Source organism: Massilia sp. ST3, from assembly GCF_018119405.1.
GTDB lineage: Bacteria > Pseudomonadota > Gammaproteobacteria > Burkholderiales > Burkholderiaceae_D > Telluria.
In genome coordinates, this window is the sequence record NZ_JAGPWC010000007.1 from 1 (window position 1) to 20445 (window position 20445).

A 20445-nucleotide genomic window follows, 5' to 3' on the forward strand; every position below is an offset into this window, starting at 1 on the left:
GGGCGGGGGGGGGGGCGGGGGTGTTTCCCCCCGGGCGGGGCCCCCCGCCCCGGGGCGGGGGGGCGGGGGGGGGGGCGCCCCCCCAAACCCTACGACATATCGGTGTTAGCTGCTCAACGAATCGGCAGCTTGGTCGTATTCTTGACCTCTTCCATCACCGCATAGGTATGCGTCTCGCGCACGCCCTTCTGCAGCAGGGTCTTGCCCAGGAACTCGCGGTAAGCCGCCATGTCCTTGACCCGCGCCTTGACCAGGTAGTCGAAGCCGCCGGCCACCATATGGCATTCCAGCACTTCCGGAATCATCTGCACGCTCTGTTTGAATGCATCGAAGACCTCAGGAGTGGTACGATCCAGTACCACCTCGATGAAGACCAGCAGCGACACATCCAGCAGCTGGGGATTGAGCTGGGCCGTATAGCCCTGGATATAACCGGACTCGTGCAGCTTGCGCACCCGTTCCAGGCAGGCGGCGGGCGACAAATTCACCCGCGCGGCCAGCTCGACGTTGCTGATTCGCCCGTCATTCTGCAGTTCGGCCAGAATTTTCTTACTGATCTTGTCCAGCATCGGTCTCTCTCCGTTATAAATATTATTCGGTCAGATTGTCGCACCAAAAACTATCTATTGCTAGTCTGTCGTAAAAACAGAATTAATCCAGAAGAATTCCTTCTACAATCGAATCATTTCACCGTGTCATGACATGCGCCGGCCGCCCTCCTTGCGGTGCGGCGCTTTTGCTGCGCGGTGGTCCCGATGTCCTTTTTCGATTGAAGAGTCACCATGCAGATTGCCGCTTCCCCGGCCTCCACCTTTGTTCCGTTCGATGCGCTCCAGGCCGAAGTCAAGCGCGACCAGTCGCCGCTGCGCGCCGCCATCACCAGCGCCTACCGCCGCGATGAAACCGAAGCCGTGAACTGGCTGCTGGCCCAGGGCGCCAGCGCCAACGGCGACGCCTACATGCTGGCGCACCGCCTGGTCTCGAGCGTGCGCGAAAAGCGCACCCGCGCCTCGGGCGTGGACGCGCTGATGCACGAGTTCTCGCTGTCGTCCGAGGAAGGCGTGGCGCTGATGTGCCTGGCCGAAGCGCTGCTGCGCATCCCAGACAGCGAAACCGCCGACCGCCTGATCGCCGACAAGATCAGCAAGGGCGACTGGCGCAAGCACCTGGGCGAATCGCCCTCGCTGTTCGTCAACGCCGCGACCTGGGGCCTGCTCATCACCGGCAAGCTGGTGAACACGAATAGCGAAAAAGGCCTGGGCTCGGCCATTACCCGCCTCATCGCCAAGGGCGGCGAACCGCTGATCCGCAAGGGCGTGGACCTGGCGATGCGCATGCTGGGCAACCAGTTCGTCACCGGCCAGACCATCGACGAAGCGCTGAAGAACAGCCGGGACAACGAAACGCGCGGCTACCGCTACTCCTACGACATGCTGGGCGAGGCCGCACTGACGGAAAGCGATGCGAAGAACTACTACGCTTCCTACGAAACCGCGATCCACGCGATCGGCAAGGCCTCGAACGGCCGCGGCATCAAGGACGGCCCGGGCATCTCGATCAAGCTGTCGGCCCTGCACCCGCGCTACAGCCGTGCGCAGTACGCCCGCGTGATGGGCGAACTGCTGCCGCGCGTGCGCAGCCTGGTCCTGCTGGCCAAGCAGTACAACATCGGCATCAACATCGACGCCGAGGAAGCCGACCGCCTCGAGATCTCGCTCGACATGCTGGAAGCACTTGCCTTCGACCCTGACCTGGCCGGCTTCGAAGGCATCGGCCTGGTGGTCCAGGCCTACCAGAAGCGCTGCCCCTTCGTGATCGACTTCGTGGTCGACCTGGCCAAGCGCAGCGGCCGCAAGTTCATGGTGCGCCTGGTGAAGGGCGCCTATTGGGACGCCGAGATCAAGCGCGCCCAGGTGGACGGCATGCCGGGCTATCCGGTCTACACGCGCAAGGTGTACACCGACGTGTCCTACCTCACCTGCGCACGCAAGCTGCTTGGCGCCGCCGACCTGATCTACCCGCAGTTCGCCACCCACAACGCGCACTCGCTGTCGGTGATCTACACCTGGGCCAAGGCCGAAGGCGTCAGCAACTACGAATTCCAGTGCCTGCACGGCATGGGCGAGACCCTGTACGACCAGGTGGTCGGCAAGGACAAGCTGGACAAGGCCTGCCGCATCTATGCGCCGGTCGGCTCGCACGAAACCCTGCTCGCCTACCTGGTGCGCCGCCTGCTGGAAAACGGCGCCAACTCGTCCTTCGTGAACCAGATCGTGGACGAAAGCGTGCCGATCGACTCGCTGCTGGCCGATCCCTTCGAGCAGGCGCGCCTGCACGGCGCCCGTCCGCACCCGGCGATCGCCCTGCCGCTGGACCTGTTCGGCGCCGAGCGCAAGAATTCCGCCGGCTACGACCTGGTCAACGAAGACATCCTGCGCCAAGTGACCGAAGGCCTGGCCCTGCAGCGCCAGCACGCGGCCGCGCCGCTGGTCGCGGGCAGTATCGACGGCAGCGAAGGCAGTGAGACCGCCAAGGTGGTCAACCCGGCCCAATCGGCCGACATCGTCGGCACCGTGCGCGAAGCCTCGCGCGCCGAGGTAGAGACCGCGCTGGCCGCCGCCGCCGCCTTCGCCGGCGACTGGGCCGCCACCTCGGCCGCATCGCGCGCCGCGATCCTGGAACGCACCGCCGACCTGTTCGAGCAACACGGCGTCGAGCTGATGGCCCTGGCAGTGCGCGAAGCCGGCAAGTCGCTGCCGAACGCGATCGCCGAGCTGCGCGAAGCGGTCGACTTCCTGCGCTACTACGCGGTGCAGGCGCGCGCCTCGCAAGCTGCCGGCGCCCTCGGTCCCGTGACTTGCATCAGCCCGTGGAACTTCCCCCTGGCGATCTTCACCGGCCAGGTGGCCGCCGCCCTGGTGGCCGGCAACGTGGTGCTGGCCAAGCCGGCCGAACAGACCCCGCTGATCGCGCACCGCGCGGTCGAGCTGTTCCTCGAAGCGGGCGCCCCGCGCGCGGCCCTGCAGCTGCTGCCAGGCCGCGGCGAAGTGGTCGGCGCGGCGCTGACCGCGGATACCCGCATCCGCGGCGTGATCTTCACCGGCTCCACCGAAGTGGCGCAGCTGATCAACCGCACCCTGGCCGCGCGTGCCGAAAAAGAAGGCATCGACATTCCGCTGGTGGCCGAGACCGGCGGCCAGAACGCCCTGATCGTCGACTCCTCGGCGCTGCCGGAGCAGGTGGTGCAGGACGTCCTGAGCTCGGCCTTCGACAGCGCCGGCCAGCGCTGCTCGGCCCTGCGCGTGCTGTTCCTGCAGGACGACATCGCCGACAAGACCGTCAAGATGCTCAAGGGCGCGATGCAGGAACTGGTTGTCGGCAGCCCGGACCGCCTGGCGACCGACATCGGCCCGGTGATCGATGCCGAGGCCCAGCGCAACCTGCTGGCCCACATCGAGCGCATGAAGGCCACCGCGCGCAGCCACTTCGCGCTGGCGCTGCCGGCCGACGTGAACGCGGGCGGCACCTTCGTGCCGCCGACCGTGCTCGAAATCGCCTCGCTGGCGGAACTGAAGCAGGAAGTCTTCGGCCCGGTGCTGCACGTCGTGCGCTACCGCCGCGCCGAGCTGCCGCAGGTGATCGACGCGATCAACGCCACCGGCTACGGCCTGACCCTGGGCGTGCACTCGCGGATCGACGAGACCATCGACTTCATCGTCGAGCGTGCACACGTGGGCAACATCTACGTGAACCGGAATATCGTCGGCGCGGTCGTGGGCGTGCAGCCTTTCGGCGGCGAAGGCAAGTCCGGCACCGGCCCGAAAGCCGGCGGCCCGCTCTACCTGAAGCGGCTGCAGCGCGCCGCCGCGCCCTTGATGCAGCACCAGCGCGCTCCCGAAGCCGGCCTGGAAGCGCTGCTCGGCTGGCTGCGCGGCAGCGGCCACCAGGACATCGCGGCGCTGGCCGAAGGCTATGGCCGTTCCGCGCTGACCGGCGTGACCATCGACCTGCCGGGTCCGACGGGCGAGCGCAACCAGCTGTCCTTCACCCCGCGCGGCACGGTGCTGTGCGCCCCTGCTACCGCGGCCGGCCTGCTCAACCAGCTGGCCGCGGCGCTGGCCACGGGCAACCGCGCGCTGGTGCTGGCCGGTGCGCAGGAGATTCCCGCCAACCTGCCAGTGCTGGTGAAGGAGCGCGTGCGCTTCGTCGGCCAGGCGGAACTGGGCGCGGAAGAATTCCAGGTCGCGATGCTGGAGAGCGGGCTGGCCGGCTCGCTGCGCGCGCAGCTGGCCGCGCGTCCCGGCGCGATCGTGGGTATCGTGGATACCAGCGCCGGCGAGGCGATCGACCTGTGGCGCCTGGTGGCCGAGCGGGCCGTGTGCGTCAACACGACGGCGGCTGGCGGCAACGCAAGCCTGATGACGCTGGGGCTGTAAGAATCGACGATGTATCAACGCAATAAAGAAGCGAGGTAGCAAAAGAGGTATTACAACGAGAGCTGTAGGGTTGGCGGCTATGCCGCCGACGCGGTGACACGTGTCGCAGGATCGGCCCTGGTGGCAGATCCGCCGGTAACGATCATCGTGTCGGCGGGAGACCCGCCGACCCTACGAATAGCTCCTTACAATTGGAGGTAGACATGCTGGTTGGCGTTCCAAAGGAAATCAAGAACCACGAATACCGGGTAGGCCTCACGCCCCCGTCCGTGCGCGAACTCACCGCGCGCGGGCACCAGGTGCTCGTGCAGAAGAACGCGGGCGCGGAGATCGGCCTGCTCGACGAACAGTACGTGGCGGCCGGCGCCGCCATCGTCGAGACGGCGAAGGAAATCTTCGAGCGCGCGGAAATGATCGTGAAGGTCAAGGAGCCGCAGGCGGCCGAATGCGCCATGCTGCGCAAGGACCAGCTGCTCTACACCTACCTCCACCTGGCTCCCGATCCCGAACAGACCGCCGCGCTGGTCAAGTCGGGCGCCATCTGCATTGCCTACGAAACCATCACCGGTTCCGGCGGCGGCCTGCCGCTGCTCGCGCCGATGAGTGAAGTGGCGGGGCGCATGTCCATCCAGGCCGGCGCCAGCCACCTGGAAAAGTCGAAAGGCGGCATGGGCCTGCTGCTGGGCGGCGTGCCGGGCGTGGAAGCCGGCCACGTGGTCATCATCGGCGCCGGCGTGGTCGGCACCAATGCGCTGCAGATGGCGGTCGGCCTCGGCGCGCGCGTGACGGTGCTGGACAAGAACGTCGACCGCCTGCGCCAGCTCGACCTGGTCTACGGCAACCGCATCTCGACCCTGTACTCGAACGCCCACGCGCTGGAAGAAGCGGTGCTGTCGGCCGACCTGGTGATCGGCGGCGTGCTGGTGCCGGGAGCCGCGGCGCCGAAGCTGGTCACCCGCGACATGGTGGCGCACATGAAGAAGGGCGCGGTGATCGTGGACGTGGCGATCGACCAGGGCGGCTGCTTCGAGACCTCGCACGCCACCACCCATGCCGATCCGACCTTCGTGGTGGACGGCGTGATCCACTACTGCGTGGCGAACATGCCGGGCGCGGTGGCGCGCACCTCCACCTTCGCCCTGAACAACGCCACCATCGGCCACGCCGTGGCGCTGGCCAGCAAAGGCTGGCGCAAGGCGCTGGCGGACGACGTCCACCTGCGCCATGGCCTGAACGTCTGCCAAGGCAAGGTCACCTACGAGGCCGTGGCGCGCGACCTGGGCTACGACTACGTGCCGGCCGAATCGCTCCTGGGCTGAAGCGGCGCCTCTTTCAAATCCCGGCACAGGCGCCGGGTGATGTGGAAGGCATACTGCGCGGCGATCGATTTCACGAAACGCATGAAATCGGGCGCCGCGTTTTCATTGGCGTTGTCGGAAATCGCCCGGATCACGGCGCAGGGCACACCCAGCTCATGGCATACCTGGGCCACGGCTGCGCCTTCCATCTCCACCGCCACCAGCCCGGGCAGGGCGCCGTTCATCGCTTCCAGGCGCAGCCGGTCGTTCACGAACTGGTCGCCGCTGGCCACCAGGCCGCGGTGCACGCGCGGCCGCGCGAGCCCGAAGGCGCGCCGTTCTCCTTCGCCGACCGCGTCGAGGAAGTCCAGCTCGAGGAAATCCTGGGCCGCCCCCACCAGGCGCATCGACAGCGGCGCATCGGGCTGGAAGTGGGTTTGCCCGGTCAAGGGCACTTCGAAGCGGGGAAACAGGGGACTCGCATCCATGTCGTGCTGGACCAGCGATTCCGCCACCACGATGTCGCCCACCTGCACCGTCTTGTCCCCCGCGCCGGCCACGCCGGTGAAGAGGATGTGGGTAACTCCGAACTTCTCCACAAGCGTTGTCGCGGTCATGGCGGCCGCAACCTTTCCAATTCGCGATAAAACGCACACAGCGTCGATTTCCCACAGTTGTCCGGCAACGTAGTCGCGCATGCCATGGATGAGCCTGGAGGGCCCTCTCATGGCTTCTACGAGCCCTGCCTGTTCTTCGTGCAGTGCGCTGATGATCCCTAATCGCATGTTTTTTCGTCTTTATCGGTGGTCTGGAGCGGTTTGCGGAAGTACACCACGCGTTCGGTTTCGGCGAATCCCAGCGCCAGGTGCATGGCATGGCTGGCCGTATTGTCCAGCAGCGCGTCGGACGCCAGCTCGCTGCAACCCTGTTCGCGCGCCCATTGCTGGGCTTTTTCGACCAATAGACGGGCGATACCCTGCTTGCGGAAGCCTGGAGCGACGTACAAGCCTTCCAGGAAACCAACCGGCGAGCTGTCGGTGCCGTTCACGTAATCGCTCCTGAGCGCGATTTCGACCAGTCCCTGGGCTTCGCCGGTGTCGGAATAGGCAAGGAACTGTGCATAACGCGCAGGTTGTGCACAGCAGTCCCGCATTTCAGGCAGGTGTTCGCTGCTATCCGCAGGCCATAAGGCCATGCGCAGCGCGAGCCAGCCGGCTTGTTCCGGGCTTGTACAGCGCTTGATGGTGGTCATGTGGAGACTCGGCGTGGTGACTTAGCCTCGGAGATTAGCAGAAGCACATCGTCCTGGCGGCTGTTTGCGCGGCTTTTGCTTCTGTTGTTTACCTAAAGAATGTGTATACAAAGTTGGTAGTGATAGTAAACGGCCAAGTCTCTGTGGATAAGATCGGTTTACTCCACAGTATCAATCGTTTACGCGTCCGTTTACCTGCTGGACAAGACTTGCGCCTGGCTTGCACGAAACGTGGACAAAAAACGGCCATGTCTTCGAAGCGCTTGTTCTGCACATCTGATCCTGTGGATATGCAGCAGCTTTTCCACAGCGCTGATCACGCAGCCGCGTGTTATGGGCTGCAGACCTGGGGAAGCGCGATCGAGTTCGGACGACCAGCAGCAAAACGGATTGGCGGCTGTCTGCGCTTCAGCCAAAGACCGACAGCGCATGCTTCTTTTTTTGGCAGACGTTTTTTGTTCGAGATGCCGTTGCGGTTTTTGGACCAGGGACACGAAAGCGGAATGCTTTTGTTGTTGTATCTAAAAGTATGTATACAAAGTTGGTAGTGATAGTAAACGGCCCATCGTTTGTGGATAAACCCGGTTTTTTCCACAAGATCAACCGTTTACGGCCGCGTTAACCTGCGGGACAAGACTTGTCTTTGCGTTGTAGGAAACGTGGATAGAAATCGGGCGGTCTTGGTAAACCGCCGTTTTTGCACATTCGATCCTGTGGATATGCATGCTGTTTTCCACAGAGCGTGCAGGCTCGGGCGATTTTTACTTGCATCGAGGGAGTTGGCTGAGAGGTTCGCGAAACTGGCAAATGAAGATGCAGGGATGTGCAAAGTTGCAACAGCCGAGCATAAAAAAAAATTTTTCGGAAGCTACTCGGGTTTACAACCAGATCTGTATACCACGTTGGTAGTAGTGGTTAACGGCGGCCCCTTCCTGTGGACAAACCGGTTAACGCGCAAAGAATCAGCGGTTTACGCGCCGGATAAGCCGGTGCACTGCTGCACAAAGTTCTTGGTGGCAAATCTGGACAAGATTTTTGCCTGTGTAGAAAAGCCGAGTTTTACACAAACGATACCTGTGGATATCAAGCCTGTTATCCACAGATGAGCTCTAGACTTCCGGTGTCGATCTGGTAAGCTCCATCCATCGAACCACGGTCGGAGGCAAGTTTGGACTTCGCTGCGCTATCGTTGTCGCCCGTTTTTTGCATGCCGGAGCCCGGCGGCATGCGCATTCGGACGGCGTAGGCGCATGGAGTCGGCTGGCGACTACGACTACATCATCGTCGGGGCGGGTACCTCCGGCTGCGTGCTGGCCAACCGGCTCACGGCGAACAAGGAGCTCAAGGTTCTGCTCATCGAGGCCGGCGGCCGCGACGACTACCTGTGGATCCACATCCCGGTCGGCTACCTGCACTGCATCGGCAATCCGCGCACCGACTGGCTGTTCCGGACCGAGCCGGATGCCGGCCTGGGCGGCCGCTCGCTGATCTACCCGCGCGGCAAGGTGCTGGGCGGCAGCTCGTCGATCAACGGCATGATCTACATGCGCGGCCAGAAGACCGACTACGACCGCTGGGCCGAGGTGACGGACGATCCATCCTGGCGCTGGGAGCAGGTGCTGCCGCTGTTCAAGCGCAGCGAAGACCACCATGGCGGCGCCAGCGAGGTCCACGGCGCCGGCGGCGAATGGCGGGTCGAGCGCCAGCGTCTGTCGTGGAAGATCCTGGACGCCTTCCGCGATGCTGCCGAACAAGAGGGGATTCCCAAGATCGGCGACCTGAACGCGGGCGGCGGCGAAGGTTCCGCCTATTTCGAGGTCAACCAGCGCCGCGGCATCCGCCTCAATACGGCGCGTGCCTTCCTCACGCCGGCGGCCCAGCGCGAGAACCTGACCGTGATGACCGGCTGCCACGTCGAGCGCCTGCTGTTCGGGGACACGGAGCAGGACAAGCTTTGCAGTGGCGTGCAGTTCACCGGCGGCGGCCGCGCCTTCACCGCTTCGGCCCGGCGCGAAGTGCTGCTGGCGGCGGGCGCGATCGGCTCGCCCCAGATCCTGCAGCTGTCGGGCATCGGGCCGGCGGCGCTCTTGCACGAACACGGTGTCGCGCCCCTGGTCGATGCGCCGGGCGTGGGCGAGAACCTGCAGGACCACCTGCAGTTGCGCATGATCTTCAAGATCAAGGGCGCGCCGACATTGAATACGCGGGCCGGCAACTGGTTCGGCAAAGCATGGATCGGCCTCGAATACGCCTTGATGCGCAGCGGTCCGATGTCGATGGCGCCGTCGCAGCTGGGCGCATTCGCCTGCTCGCGGCCCGGAATGCAGGCGCCGGACCTGCAATTCCACGTCCAGCCGCTGTCGCTGGACAAGTTCGGCGACCCGCTGCACCGTTTTCCCGCCTTCACGGCGAGCGTGTGCAACCTGAAGCCGACCTCGCGCGGGCATGTGCGCATCGCATCCGGCGACAGCTACGCGGCGCCGAAGATCACGCCGAACTACCTCAGTACCGAGGCCGACCGCCAGACCGCCGCGGCCGCCCTCAAGCTGACGCGCCGCATCGTGGCCGCGCCCGGCCTGGCGCGCTACCAGCCGCAGGAATACCTGCCCGGTCCGGCCTACCAGACCGAAGAAGAGCTGGCCCGGGCCGCCGGCATGATCGGCACCACGATCTTCCACCCGGTCGGCACCTGCCGCATGGGCAGCGCCGGCGATCCGCTGGCCGTGGTCGACAGCCGGCTCCGGGTACGCGGTGTGCGCGGGCTGCGCGTGGTGGACGCCTCGATCATGCCCTTCATCACCTCGGGCAACACGAATTCGCCCACCATCATGATCGCCGAAAAGGCGGCCGCCGACATACTGGGCAATCTTGCGCAGGAGACGTGAATAAGTCTGTGCATAAATGCGTGCATAGCCCGGGGATTGCCTGTGCAAAACTGCACACCCGGCTTGCGTGCCCTTGGGGCATGAAACATGCACACGCTAGCGCTGGCGTATTGTGAGCGCCTGGCCTTGTGGGTATTATTTGTTGAGCAATGTTGCCTTCACAGTAGTACCTGGGAGAGCCAATGGCGGACGTCATCCTGGAGACAAGGGATCTGACCAAGGAATTCAAGGGATTCACGGCAGTTAGCAACGTCAACCTCAAGGTCCAGCGCGGCCATATCCACGCGCTGATCGGCCCCAATGGCGCCGGCAAGACCACCTGTTTCAATCTTCTCACCAAATTCCTGGTGCCGAGTTCCGGCCATATCCTGTTCAACGGCAAGGACATCACGGGCGCCCGTCCCGCCCAGATCGCCCGCATGGGCGTGATCCGCTCCTTCCAGATCTCGGCCGTCTTTCCCCACCTGAGCGTGCTCGAGAACGTGCGTATCGGCCTGCAGCGCCGGCTCGGCACCAGCTTCCACTTCTGGCGCAGCGAACGCTCGCTGGAGAGCCTGAACGGGCGCGCCATGGAACTGCTGGCCGAGGTCGGCCTGGAGGGCTACGCGGACGTGCTGACGGCCGACCTGCCTTACGGCCGCAAGCGGGCGCTCGAGATCGCCACGACCCTGGCCATGGAACCGGAACTGATGCTGCTGGACGAGCCGACCCAGGGCATGGGCCATGAAGATGTCCACAGGGTCACCGAACTGATCAAGAAGGTCTCGGCAGGGCGCACCATCCTGATGGTCGAGCACAACATGAACGTCGTGTCGGGCATCTGCGACCGCATCTCGGTGCTCCAGCGCGGGGCGCTGCTGGCAGAGGGCAGCTACGCCGAGGTGGCGCGCAATCCGCAGGTCATGGAGGCCTACATGGGCACCACCGACGCCGAGCTGCAGGGAGCGCACGGATGAGCCCCGCACTCGAGATCCGCGACCTGCACGCCTGGTACGGCGAATCGCACATCCTGCACGGCATCAGCCTGAGCGTGAACCCGGGCGAAGTTGTCACCCTGCTGGGCCGCAACGGCGCCGGCCGCACCACCACCTTGCGCGCCATCATGGGCCTGACGGGACGGCGCAGCGGCGCGATCCGGGTTAATGGGGTGGAGGCGATCGGCCTGCCGACCCACCGCATCGCCCACCTCGGGATCGGCTATTGCCCGGAAGAGCGGGGCATCTTCTCGTCCCTGTCGACCGAGGAAAACCTGATGCTGCCGCCGCGCCTGAGCGGCAGCGCGGGAGGCATGAGCGTGGACGAGATCTACGCCATGTTCCCCAACCTCTACGAGCGCCGCCACAGCCAGGGCACCCGCCTGTCCGGCGGCGAGCAGCAGATGCTGGCGGTGGCGCGCATCCTGCGCACCGGCGCGCGCCTGCTGCTGCTGGACGAGATCTCGGAAGGGCTGGCGCCGGTGATCGTGCAGGCCCTGGCGCGCATGATCACGACCCTCAAGTCCAAGGGCTACACCATCGTCATGGTGGAACAGAATTTCCGCTTCGCGGCCAAGCTGGCGGACCGTTTTTACGTGGTGGAGCATGGCCAGGTCGTCGAGACGATCGCCTCGGCCGAACTCGAAGCCAGGATGCCGGTGCTGACCGAGCTCCTGGGTGTGTGATTTCTCAGAACAGAACGGAGACAAGTATGAAACTGCGTGCCATCCCCCTGGCCCTCACCCTCGCCGCCAGTGCCGGCGTTTCCCTGCCCGCCCAGGCCCAGATCTCGGGCGACGTGATCAAGATCGGCTTCATCACCGACCTGTCCGGCGTGTATTCGGACGTCGACGGCAAGGGCGGCATCGAAGCGATCCAGATGGCGATCGCCGACGCCGGCGGGGCCATCAACGGCAAGAAGATCCACTTGATCACCGCCGACCACCAGAACAAGCCCGACATCGCGGCCTCCAAGGCGCGCGAATGGTTCGACCAGCAGGGCGTCGATCTCCTGATCGGCGGCACCAACTCGGGCGCCAGCCTGGCCATGGCCAAGGTCGCGGCGGAAAAGAAAAAGGTCTTCATCGCGATCGGCTCGGGCACGGCCCAGCTGACCAACGAGCAGTGCACGCCCTATACCGTGCACTACGCCTACGACACCGTGGCGCTGGCGCGCGGCACCGGCGCCACCATGCTCAAGCAGGGCGGCAAGTCCTGGTACTTCATGACCGCCGACTATGCCTTCGGCCAGTCGCTCGAGAAGGACACCGCCGACGTGGTCAAGGCCAACGGCGGCACCGTGGTGGGCAGCGTCAAGCACCCGCTGTCGGCTTCGGACTTCTCGTCCTTCCTGCTGCAGGCGCAGTCGTCCAAGGCGCAGGTGCTGGGCCTGGCCAACGCAGGCGGCGACATGATCAACGCGGTCAAGGCGGCCAACGAGTTCGGCCTGTCGAAGAAGATGAAGCTGGCCGGCCTGCTGGTGTTCATCAACGATATCCACACCCTGGGCCTGAACACCACCCAGGGCATGTACCTGACCGACGGCTGGTACTGGGACATGAATGCCGACACCCGCGCCTGGTCGAAGCGCTACTTCGCCAAGATGAAGAAGCAGCCCTCGATGCTGCAGGCGGGCGACTATTCGGCCGCGACCCAGTTCCTGAACGCGGTCAAGGCCACCGGCACCGACGACGCCGACAAGGTGATCGCCCACATGAAGAAGACCCCGGTCAACGACATGTTCGCCAAGAACGGCAGCATCCGCCCGGACGGCCGCATGGTCCACGACATGTACCTGATGCAGGTCAAGAAACCGGCGGAATCGAAGTACCCCTGGGACTACTACAAGGTCGTCGCCACCATCCCGGGCGACCAGGCCTACACCAAGAAGGCCGAAACCAAGTGCTCTTTGTGGAAGTAAGCGTTTCGCTAACGCTCATTGCAGCGTTAGCGTAAAAACGTCACCCCCGCGCAGGCGGGGGCCCAAGTTTCCCAGCACACCCGCAGCGCTCATAGAAGCAACTCCATGGAAATCTTCGGCATCCCCCTCCAAGCCCTGATGAGCCAGCTCCTGCTGGGCCTGGTCAACGGCTCCTTCTACGCCATGCTCTCGCTGGGCCTGGCCGTCATCTTCGGCCTGCTCAACGTCATCAACTTCTCGCACGGCGCCCTGTACATGGTGGGCGCCTTCGCCGCCTACATCGGCGTGTCCAGCTTCGGCCTGAACTACTGGATGATGCTCCTGCTGGCCCCGCTGCTGGTGGGCGCCTTCGGCATCCTGGTCGAGCGCAGCATGCTGCGCTGGCTGTACAAGCTCGACCACCTCTACGGCCTGCTGCTGACCTTCGGCATCACCCTGCTGCTGGAAGGCGTGTTCCGCTCCTTCTTCGGCGTCTCCGGCCAGACCCTGGACGTGCCGGAACAGCTGGCCGGCGCTACCGACCTCGGCTTCATGATCCTGCCCAACTACCGCGCCTGGGTGGTCGTCGCCTCGGTGGTGGTCTGCCTGGGCACCTGGTTCGTGATCGAAAAGACCCGCCTGGGCGCCTACCTGCGCGCCGGCACCGAGAACCCCAAGCTGGTCGAGGCCTTCGGCGTCAACGTGCCGCTGATGGTCACCCTAACCTATGGCTTCGGGGTGGCGCTGGCGGGCCTGGCGGGCGTGCTGGCGGCGCCTGTGATCAACGTGACGCCGCTGATGGGCTCGAACCTGATCATCGTCGTGTTCGCCGTGGTCGTGATCGGCGGCATGGGCTCGATCCTCGGCTCCATCCTCACCGGCCTGGGGCTGGGCGTGATCGAGGGGCTGACCCGGGTGTTCTATCCGGAAGGCTCGGAAGTGGTGGTGTTCGTCGTGATGGTCATCGTGCTGCTGCTGCGCCCGGCCGGGCTGTTCGGCAAGGAAAAATGAGATGAACAAGAAAATCGTCTACCTGGTCTTCCTCGCGGCGGCGCTGGCGGCGCCTTACTTCGCCTATCCCGTGTTCCTGATGAAGCTGCTGTGCTTCGCCCTGTTCGCCTGCGCCTTCAACCTGCTGATCGGCTTCACCGGCCTGCTGTCTTTCGGCCATGCCGCTTTTTTCGGCAGCGCAGGCTACGTGACCGGGCACATGCTGACCGTGGTCGGCCTGCCGACCGAACTCGGCATCGTGCTCGGCGTGCTGGCCAGCAGCCTGCTCGGCCTGGTGATCGGGGCGCTGGCGATCCGCCGGCAGGGCATCTACTTCTCGATGATCACCCTGGCGCTGGCCCAGATGGTGTATTTTGCGGCCCTGCGCTCGCCCTTCACCCATGGCGAGGACGGCCTGCAGGGCGTGCCGCGCGGGCGCCTGTTCGGGGCGCTGGACCTGTCGAATGACCTGGTCATGTACTACGTGGTGCTGGCGCTGTTCGCGGCCGGCTTCGCGCTGATCCTGCGCACCGTGCACTCGCCCTTCGGCCAGGTGCTCAAGGCGATCAAGGAGAACGAGGCGCGCGCCGTTTCCCTGGGCTACGAGGTCGACCGCTACAAGCTGCTGGCCTTCGTCCTGTCCGCGGCCCTGGCAGGGCTCGCAGGCGCCACCAAGACGGTCGTATTGGGCTTCGAGACGCTTACCGACGTGCACTGGACCATGTCGGGCCTGGTGGTCCTGATGACGCTCGTAGGGGGCATGGGAACGCTTGCCGGGCCGGTGCTCGGCGCCTTCCTCATCATCGCCCTGGAAAACAAGCTGGGCGACCTCGGCGCCTGGCTGTCGGAGTCGCTCGGGATCGCCTGGTTCGGCGCGCTGGGCGAGTCGGTCGGGATGGTCACCGGCCTGATCTTTATTGTCTGTGTCCTCTCGTTCCGCCGTGGTATTGTGGGAGAAATTGCTGCTCTGCTCGCCAAGAAGCCCAAAGCGAACGCCTGAGCAGCCTGGTCTCCACGCGCTGCTTCGGGAAAAGCATGGGTTTCGAATCGCATCACGCCACGGTCAACGGTCTGGACATGCATTACGTGAGCATGGGGGAAGGACCGCCCGTGCTGCTGCTCCACGGTTTCCCTGATACCCACATCATCTGGCGCAAGCAGATCCCGGCCCTGGCCGCGGCCGGCTTCCGGGTCATCGCGCCCGACCTGCGCGGCTACGGCAAGACCGAAGCGCCGTCCAGTACCGGCGCCTACGCCATCGAATTCCTGCGCGCCGACGTGCTCGGCCTGATGGACGTGCTCGGGATCGAGAAGGCCACGCTCGTGGGCCACGACTGGGGCGGTCTGGTCGGCTGGCAGGTCTGCATGGATGCGCCGCACCGCGTCGAGCGTTTCGTCGCCCTGTCGACCGGCCATCCGGCGGCGATCGCCAACGCGGGCGTGGAGCAGCAGATGCGCTTCTGGTACATCCAGGGCTTCCTGATGCCGGTCGTCGCCGAGCAGGCGATCAAGGCCAACGACTGGTTCTTCCTGCGCCAGCTGACGCGCAACAAGGAACAGCAGCAGCTATGGCTGGCGGCGCTCGAGCCGGAAGGGCGCCTGACTGCGGCGCTCAACTACTACCGCGCCAACCTCAAGCTGGGCTCGGCGCGCCGCTGGAGCCCGGTCGAAGTGCCGGTGATGGGCGTCTGGAGCGACCGCGACCCGGCGCTCGGCGAAAAGCAGATGCTCGATTCCGCCGAATACTGCCGCGCCGGATTCCGCTATGAGCGCCTGGACAACGTGGGGCACTGGATGCAGCTGTCCGCCACGGACAAGGTCAATGCGCTCCTGATCGAGTTCCTGTCCGGCGCGCGCTCATAGCGCGGCCGCATAGATCGCCCGCGCATGCTCGCGCGTCATTTCGCGCGGGTTGTTTCCCAATAGCCTGGTTTGCAGCATCGCATCGTCCGCCAGCCGGTCGAGGTCGGATTCGGCGATGCCAACCTGGCGCAGGCTGGTCTCGATCCCCGTCCTCTCCGCTGTTTGTTGCGCCGCAACAATGAGGGCGTGCGCCCGCGCTTCATGACTGCCGCTTGCATGGGGAACGGCGATGTCCGCCAGTTCCGCGTAGCTCGATTCAGCTTGGGGCAGGTTGAATGCGAGGACGTGAGGAAGGACGAGCGAGTTCGACAGCCCGTGCGGCACGTGGAAGATGCCGCCAATCGGATAGGCCAGCGCGTGGACTGCCGCCACCGGCGCATTCGAAAACGCCTGTCCGGCCAGGCACGCGCCCAGCAGCATGGCCTGCCGCGCCTGCAAGTCGTGGCCGCGTTCGCAGGCGGGCAGCAGATTGCGTGACAGCAACCCCAAGGCCTCCCGGGCCAGTGCGTCGGACAGCGGGTTCTTCTTGTGCCGGCTGGTATAGGCCTCGATCGCATGCACCATGGCGTCGATGCCCGTGGCGGCCGTGACTTTCGGCGGCAGGCCGAGGGTCAGGCTGGCGTCGAGCACGGCGAGGTCGGCGTAGAGCTGGGGCGCCACGATACCGGTCTTGGTGGTGGCGCCGGTGGTGACGATGGCGATGTTGGTCACTTCCGAACCGGTGCCGGCCGTGGTTGGAACCTGGACCAGGGACAGTCTGTTTCCGCTGACCTTGCCGATGCCGTAGATATCCGCAAGGGCCTGGCTGCTCTCCGCAAGCACCGCGACCAGCTTGGCGACATCCATCGAACTGCCGCCGCCGAAGCCGATTACCAGGTCGGCCCCGTGCCGGCGTGCGGCCTCCACGGCCTGCAGCACGACGGCTTCTGGTGGGTCGGCGACGACCTCGGCGAACACGGCGGGCAGCATGCCCTGGCGCTGCAGGTCCGCGCGGGCGGGCTCCATCAGGCCTGTGCGCAGGAAGCCGGCGTCGGTGACGAGGAGAGGGCGCCTCGATCGTGGAAAGCGTTCGGCGATCAGGGTTCCCAGCCTGGCGCTGGCGCCCGGTTCGGACAGGATGCTGGCGACGGTGCTGAAGGCGAAAGCGGTCATGCTGGTCTCCGTGGTGTTGTGCCTAGAGCTTACCTCATCCTCGCCGCGGGTTGGACTTGCACTGGGGAAGTGCGCTTGGCTTAAAATGCTGGCTCAGCACCAATCCGAAAGTTCCCCATGATTGACTTCGTATGGCTCGGCGCCGCCGCGTTCGCCGCCGGGCTGGTCGACGCCGTGGTCGGCGGCGGTGGCCTGATCCAGATTCCCGCCATCTTTTCCATCCTGCCGAAGGAAGCGCCGGCCACCCTGATCGGCACCAACAAACTGGCCAGCATCTTCGGTACCAGCACAGCGGCGGTGAACTACGCACGCCGCGTGCGGGTCGCATGGAGCACCGCGGCGCCCGCCGCCCTTGCCGCCTTCGTGCTGTCCTTTGCCGGCGCCTGGACCGTCACGCACGTACCGGCCGACTTTGTACGTACACTGCTGCCGATCGTCCTGGTGGCGGTCGCCGTCTACACCTTCAGGAAGAAGGATCTCGGTTCCGTCCACGCGCCGGTCCACAGTGGCATGGCCGAACGCTATTGGGCGATCGGCATCGGCGCTGCCATCGGTTTTTATGATGGTTTCTTTGGCCCCGGCACCGGCAGCTTCCTGATCTTCCTGTTCGTCCGTTTCTTTGGCTTCGACTTCCTCAGCGCGTCGGCCGCGGCGAAGATCGTCAATGTGGCCTGCAATCTCTCGGCCCTGTTGTGGTTCGGGTATAGCGGCCATTTGCTGTGGCAGATCGGCCTGATGATGGCGGGCTGCCAGATCGTCGGCTCCCTGATCGGCACCAAGCTGGCGCTGAAGCACGGCAGTGGTTTTGTCCGCAAGCTCTTCCTGTGCGTGGTGACAGGACTGATCCTGAAGACGGCCTACGACGCATTTATCAAGATCGGCTGGTAAGGCTGTTCCACGTGAAACAATGAGGCCGGGTTTGTCCCGGCTTTTTTATTGATTGTTTCACGTGGAACCAACTGACAATATTGTCGAGTAGTGTTTCACGTGGAACAAAATTCGTCGTTTTCCGGACCGGTTGAGAGTCCCACAAGAAAAAAGAATCTATAATCGCGCATTAGTCTCCTCGCTTTACTCCCATCATGCTATTTCCTACTGAATTCGACGTCATCGTCGTCGGCGGCGGCCATGCCGGAACCGAAGCCGCACTCGCGTCAGCGCGCACGGGTCAAAAGACCCTGCTGCTCACGCACAACATCGAAACCCTCGGGGCGATGTCTTGCAACCCATCCATCGGCGGCATCGGCAAGGGCCACCTGGTCAAGGAAGTCGACGCCCTTGGCGGCGCCATGGCCATCGCGACCGATGAAGCCGGTATCCAGTTCCGCATCCTGAACTCGTCCAAGGGACCGGCCGTGCGCGCCACCCGCGCCCAGGCTGACCGCGTGCTGTACAAGGCGGCGATCCGTTCGCGCCTGGAAAACCAGCCCAACCTGTGGCTGTTCCAGCAAGCGGTAGACGACCTGGTGGTGGAGGGCGACCGCGTGGTCGGCGCCGTCACCCAGATCGGCCTGCAGTTCCGCGCTCGTGCCGTGGTCTTGACCGCTGGCACCTTCCTCGATGGCAAGATCCACGTCGGTCTGCAGAACTATTCCGGCGGCCGCGCCGGCGACCCGCCCGCGTCTTCGCTGTCCGCGCGCCTGAAGGAACTCAAGCTGCCCCAGGGCCGCCTGAAGACCGGCACGCCGCCGCGCATCGACGGCCGCAGCATCGATTTCTCGGCCCTGTCCGAGCAGCCGGGCGACCTCGACCCGGTGCCGGTGTTCTCATACATGGGCAATGCCGCCATGCACCCGCGCCAGGTGCCGTGCTGGGTCACGCACACTAATGAAAAGACGCACGACATCATCCGCTCCGGCCTGGACCGCAGCCCGATGTACACCGGCGTGATCGAAGGCGTGGGCCCGCGCTATTGCCCCTCGATCGAAGACAAGATCCACCGCTTCGCATCGAAAGAATCGCACCAGATCTTCCTGGAGCCTGAAGGCTTGACCACCAACGAGTTCTACCCGAACGGGATCTCGACCAGCCTGCCGTTCGACGTGCAGCTGGACCTGGTGCGCTCCATGCGCGGCCTGGAAAACGCCTTCATCCTGCGTCCCGGCTACGCCATCGAATACGATTACTTCGATCCGCGCGGCCTCAAGGCCTCGCTCGAAACCAAGGCGATCAAGGGCCTGTTCTTCGCGGGCCAGATCAACGGCACCACCGGCTACGAGGAAGCCGCGGCCCAGGGCCTGCTGGCCGGCCTCAACGCCGCCCTGCAAACCCAGGGCAAGGATGCCTGGACCCCGGGCCGCTCGGAAGCCTATCTGGGCGTGCTGGTCGACGACCTCACCACCCAGGGCGTGGCCGAGCCTTATCGCATGTTCACCAGCCGCGCGGAATACCGCCTCTCGCTGCGCGAAGACAACGCCGACATGCGCCTGACCGAAATCGGCCGCCAGCTGGGCGTGGTCGGCGACGCGCAATGGGCGGCTTTCGAGACCAAGCGCGAATCCGTGGCCCGCGAGCTGGAACGCCTGCGTTCCACCTGGGTCAACCCGCGCATCCTGGCCGCCGCCGAATCCGAGCGCGTAGTGGGGCAGGCGATCGAGCGCGAGTACAACCTCGCCGACCTGCTGCGCCGTCCCGGCGTCGAGTACGACACCCTGATGTCCATGACCGGCAGCGAGGGGCAGGCATTGGCCGGCCCAGGCGTGGACGATCCGGCCGTGAAGGAACAGGTGGAAATCCAGATCAAGTACGCCGGCTACATCGACCGCCAGGCGCGCGAAGTCGAGCGTCACGAGCACTACGAAAACCTCAAGCTGCCCGAGAACCTGAACTACCTGGAGATCGCAGCCCTGTCGATCGAGGTACGCCAGAAGCTGGACAAGCAGCGGCCCGAAACCCTGGGCCAGGCTTCGCGCATCTCGGGCGTGACCCCGGCGGCGATTTCTCTGCTGCTGGTGCACCTGAAAAAGCGCGGCGCCAAGGGCTTTACCAACGCACCGGCGGAGCAGGCGCAATGAGGGGATTCGACCGCAGCGCACTGGAAAAAGTCCTTGTCGAGGGTATCGGCGAGATGAAGCTGGATATTCCGGCGGAACAGCAGACGCAGCTGATGGACTATGTCCAGCTGATGGCCAAGTGGAATTCGGTCTACAACCTGACTTCGCTGCGCGACCCGATGCAGATGGTGACCCACCACCTGCTCGATTCGCTGGCCGCGGTGCCCGCCTTCGCGGGCGCGCGCAATGTGCTGGACGTGGGGGCAGGGGGCGGTTTGCCGGGCATCGTGCTGGCGATCACCCGCCCGGACATGAAGGTGTCGATGATCGACACCGTGCACAAGAAAACCGCCTTCCTCACCCAGGTGAAGGCGGAGCTGGGCCTGGCCAAGGTCACCGTGTACACGAAGAAGGTGCAGGAACTGGAGGTAAGCGACAAATTCGACGTCATCACCTCGCGCGCTTTCGCCGACCTGTCGGATTTCGTGGAGTGGTCGGGACACCTGTTGGCGGAGGGCGGCAAATTCATCGCCTTGAAAGGGGTGGCCCCGAGCGAGGAGCGGGAGCGGCTGCCGGCACAGTGGAAAGTGACGAATTTGCAGCCCCTGCAGGTGCCGAGGCTGGGAGCGGAACGCCACCTCGTGTTCATCGAGAGAAGCGTTTAAACAGTATACCGAGTATAAAGAGTATAAATAGTTTATA

Annotated in this window: 17 protein-coding genes; 13 read left to right on the forward strand and 4 right to left on the reverse strand. The window is 64.7% G+C overall.

Translation table 11 applies throughout. From position 1 onward, the window contains the following. Positions 1-113: 113 nt before the first annotated feature. Positions 114-569, reverse strand: coding sequence for an Lrp/AsnC ligand binding domain-containing protein (locus KBW98_RS03720; protein WP_211518786.1), 456 nt, complete (start codon positions 567-569; stop codon positions 114-116). Between the two features lie 213 nt (positions 570-782). Here KBW98_RS03720 and putA point away from each other — a divergent pair, with 213 nt between their 5' ends. Continuing rightward, positions 783-4436, forward strand: a complete 3654-nt coding sequence (putA, locus tag KBW98_RS03725; RefSeq protein WP_211518787.1) for a trifunctional transcriptional regulator/proline dehydrogenase/L-glutamate gamma-semialdehyde dehydrogenase — start codon at positions 783-785, stop codon at positions 4434-4436. A gap of 203 nt (positions 4437-4639) precedes the next feature. Then, positions 4640-5755, forward strand: a complete 1116-nt coding sequence (gene ald, locus KBW98_RS03730; protein ID WP_211518788.1) for an alanine dehydrogenase — start codon at positions 4640-4642, stop codon at positions 5753-5755. Here the strand turns inward: ald and KBW98_RS03735 are convergent. Together KBW98_RS03735 and aac(6') are read right to left on the reverse strand one after the other, a co-directional pair. Beyond that, positions 5725-6519 carry a 5'-methylthioadenosine/adenosylhomocysteine nucleosidase gene (locus KBW98_RS03735; RefSeq protein ID WP_211518789.1) on the reverse strand — a complete coding sequence of 265 codons (795 nt, stop codon included), beginning with the start codon at positions 6517-6519 and terminating at the stop codon, positions 5725-5727. The two genes, ald and KBW98_RS03735, sit on opposite strands and share 31 nt — an antisense overlap. Further along, on the reverse strand, positions 6510-6986 hold the full coding sequence (aac(6'), locus tag KBW98_RS03740; protein ID WP_211518790.1) for an aminoglycoside 6'-N-acetyltransferase: 477 nt from the start codon (positions 6984-6986) through the stop codon (positions 6510-6512). Before aac(6') ends, KBW98_RS03735 begins: the two co-directional genes overlap by 10 nt. Before the next feature lie 779 nt (positions 6987-7765). On the opposite strand from aac(6'), the gene KBW98_RS03745 reads away from it, so the two are divergent. From KBW98_RS03745 to KBW98_RS03780, 8 genes are all read left to right on the forward strand, one after another. After that, positions 7766-8092, forward strand: a complete 327-nt coding sequence (locus KBW98_RS03745; RefSeq protein WP_211518791.1) for a hypothetical protein — start codon at positions 7766-7768, stop codon at positions 8090-8092. 144 nt (positions 8093-8236) lie between these two features. Continuing rightward, a complete protein-coding gene (locus KBW98_RS03750) occupies positions 8237-9871 on the forward strand; it encodes a GMC family oxidoreductase (protein ID WP_211518792.1) in 1635 nt (544 codons plus the stop codon). Positions 9872-10053: 182 nt separating this feature from the next. Continuing rightward, complete coding sequence (locus KBW98_RS03755) at positions 10054-10827, forward strand: ABC transporter ATP-binding protein (RefSeq protein ID WP_211518793.1); 774 nt, start codon at positions 10054-10056, stop codon at positions 10825-10827. Then, positions 10824-11531: an ABC transporter ATP-binding protein gene (locus KBW98_RS03760; RefSeq protein WP_211518794.1), complete on the forward strand. Its 708-nt coding sequence runs from the start codon at positions 10824-10826 to the stop codon at positions 11529-11531. Before KBW98_RS03755 ends, KBW98_RS03760 begins: the two co-directional genes overlap by 4 nt. Before the next feature lie 26 nt (positions 11532-11557). After that, positions 11558-12766 carry an ABC transporter substrate-binding protein gene (locus KBW98_RS03765; protein ID WP_211518795.1) on the forward strand — a complete coding sequence of 403 codons (1209 nt, stop codon included), beginning with the start codon at positions 11558-11560 and terminating at the stop codon, positions 12764-12766. A 105-nt stretch (positions 12767-12871) separates the two neighbouring features. Then, entirely contained in the window at positions 12872-13756 is an 885-nt protein-coding gene (locus KBW98_RS03770) for a branched-chain amino acid ABC transporter permease (RefSeq protein WP_211518796.1), read from the forward strand. A gap of 1 nt (position 13757) precedes the next feature. Continuing rightward, complete coding sequence (locus tag KBW98_RS03775; protein WP_211518797.1) at positions 13758-14735, forward strand: branched-chain amino acid ABC transporter permease; 978 nt, start codon at positions 13758-13760, stop codon at positions 14733-14735. 35 nt (positions 14736-14770) lie between these two features. After that, entirely contained in the window at positions 14771-15598 is an 828-nt protein-coding gene (locus KBW98_RS03780) for an alpha/beta fold hydrolase (RefSeq protein WP_211518798.1), read from the forward strand. Here the strand turns inward: KBW98_RS03780 and KBW98_RS03785 are convergent. After that, a complete protein-coding gene (locus KBW98_RS03785; RefSeq protein ID WP_211518799.1) occupies positions 15593-16750 on the reverse strand; it encodes an iron-containing alcohol dehydrogenase in 1158 nt (385 codons plus the stop codon). The genes KBW98_RS03780 and KBW98_RS03785 overlap by 6 nt on opposite strands. A 117-nt stretch (positions 16751-16867) precedes the next feature. On the opposite strand from KBW98_RS03785, the gene KBW98_RS03790 reads away from it, so the two are divergent. From KBW98_RS03790 to rsmG, 3 genes are all read left to right on the forward strand, one after another. Continuing rightward, positions 16868-17638, forward strand: a complete 771-nt coding sequence (locus KBW98_RS03790) for a TSUP family transporter (RefSeq protein ID WP_211518800.1) — start codon at positions 16868-16870, stop codon at positions 17636-17638. A gap of 194 nt (positions 17639-17832) precedes the next feature. Further along, complete coding sequence (gene mnmG, locus KBW98_RS03795; RefSeq protein WP_211518801.1) at positions 17833-19764, forward strand: tRNA uridine-5-carboxymethylaminomethyl(34) synthesis enzyme MnmG; 1932 nt, start codon at positions 17833-17835, stop codon at positions 19762-19764. Beyond that, entirely contained in the window at positions 19761-20408 is a 648-nt protein-coding gene (gene rsmG, locus KBW98_RS03800; RefSeq protein ID WP_211518802.1) for a 16S rRNA (guanine(527)-N(7))-methyltransferase RsmG, read from the forward strand. Before mnmG ends, rsmG begins: the two co-directional genes overlap by 4 nt. The last annotated feature ends 37 nt before the right edge of the window (positions 20409-20445 follow it).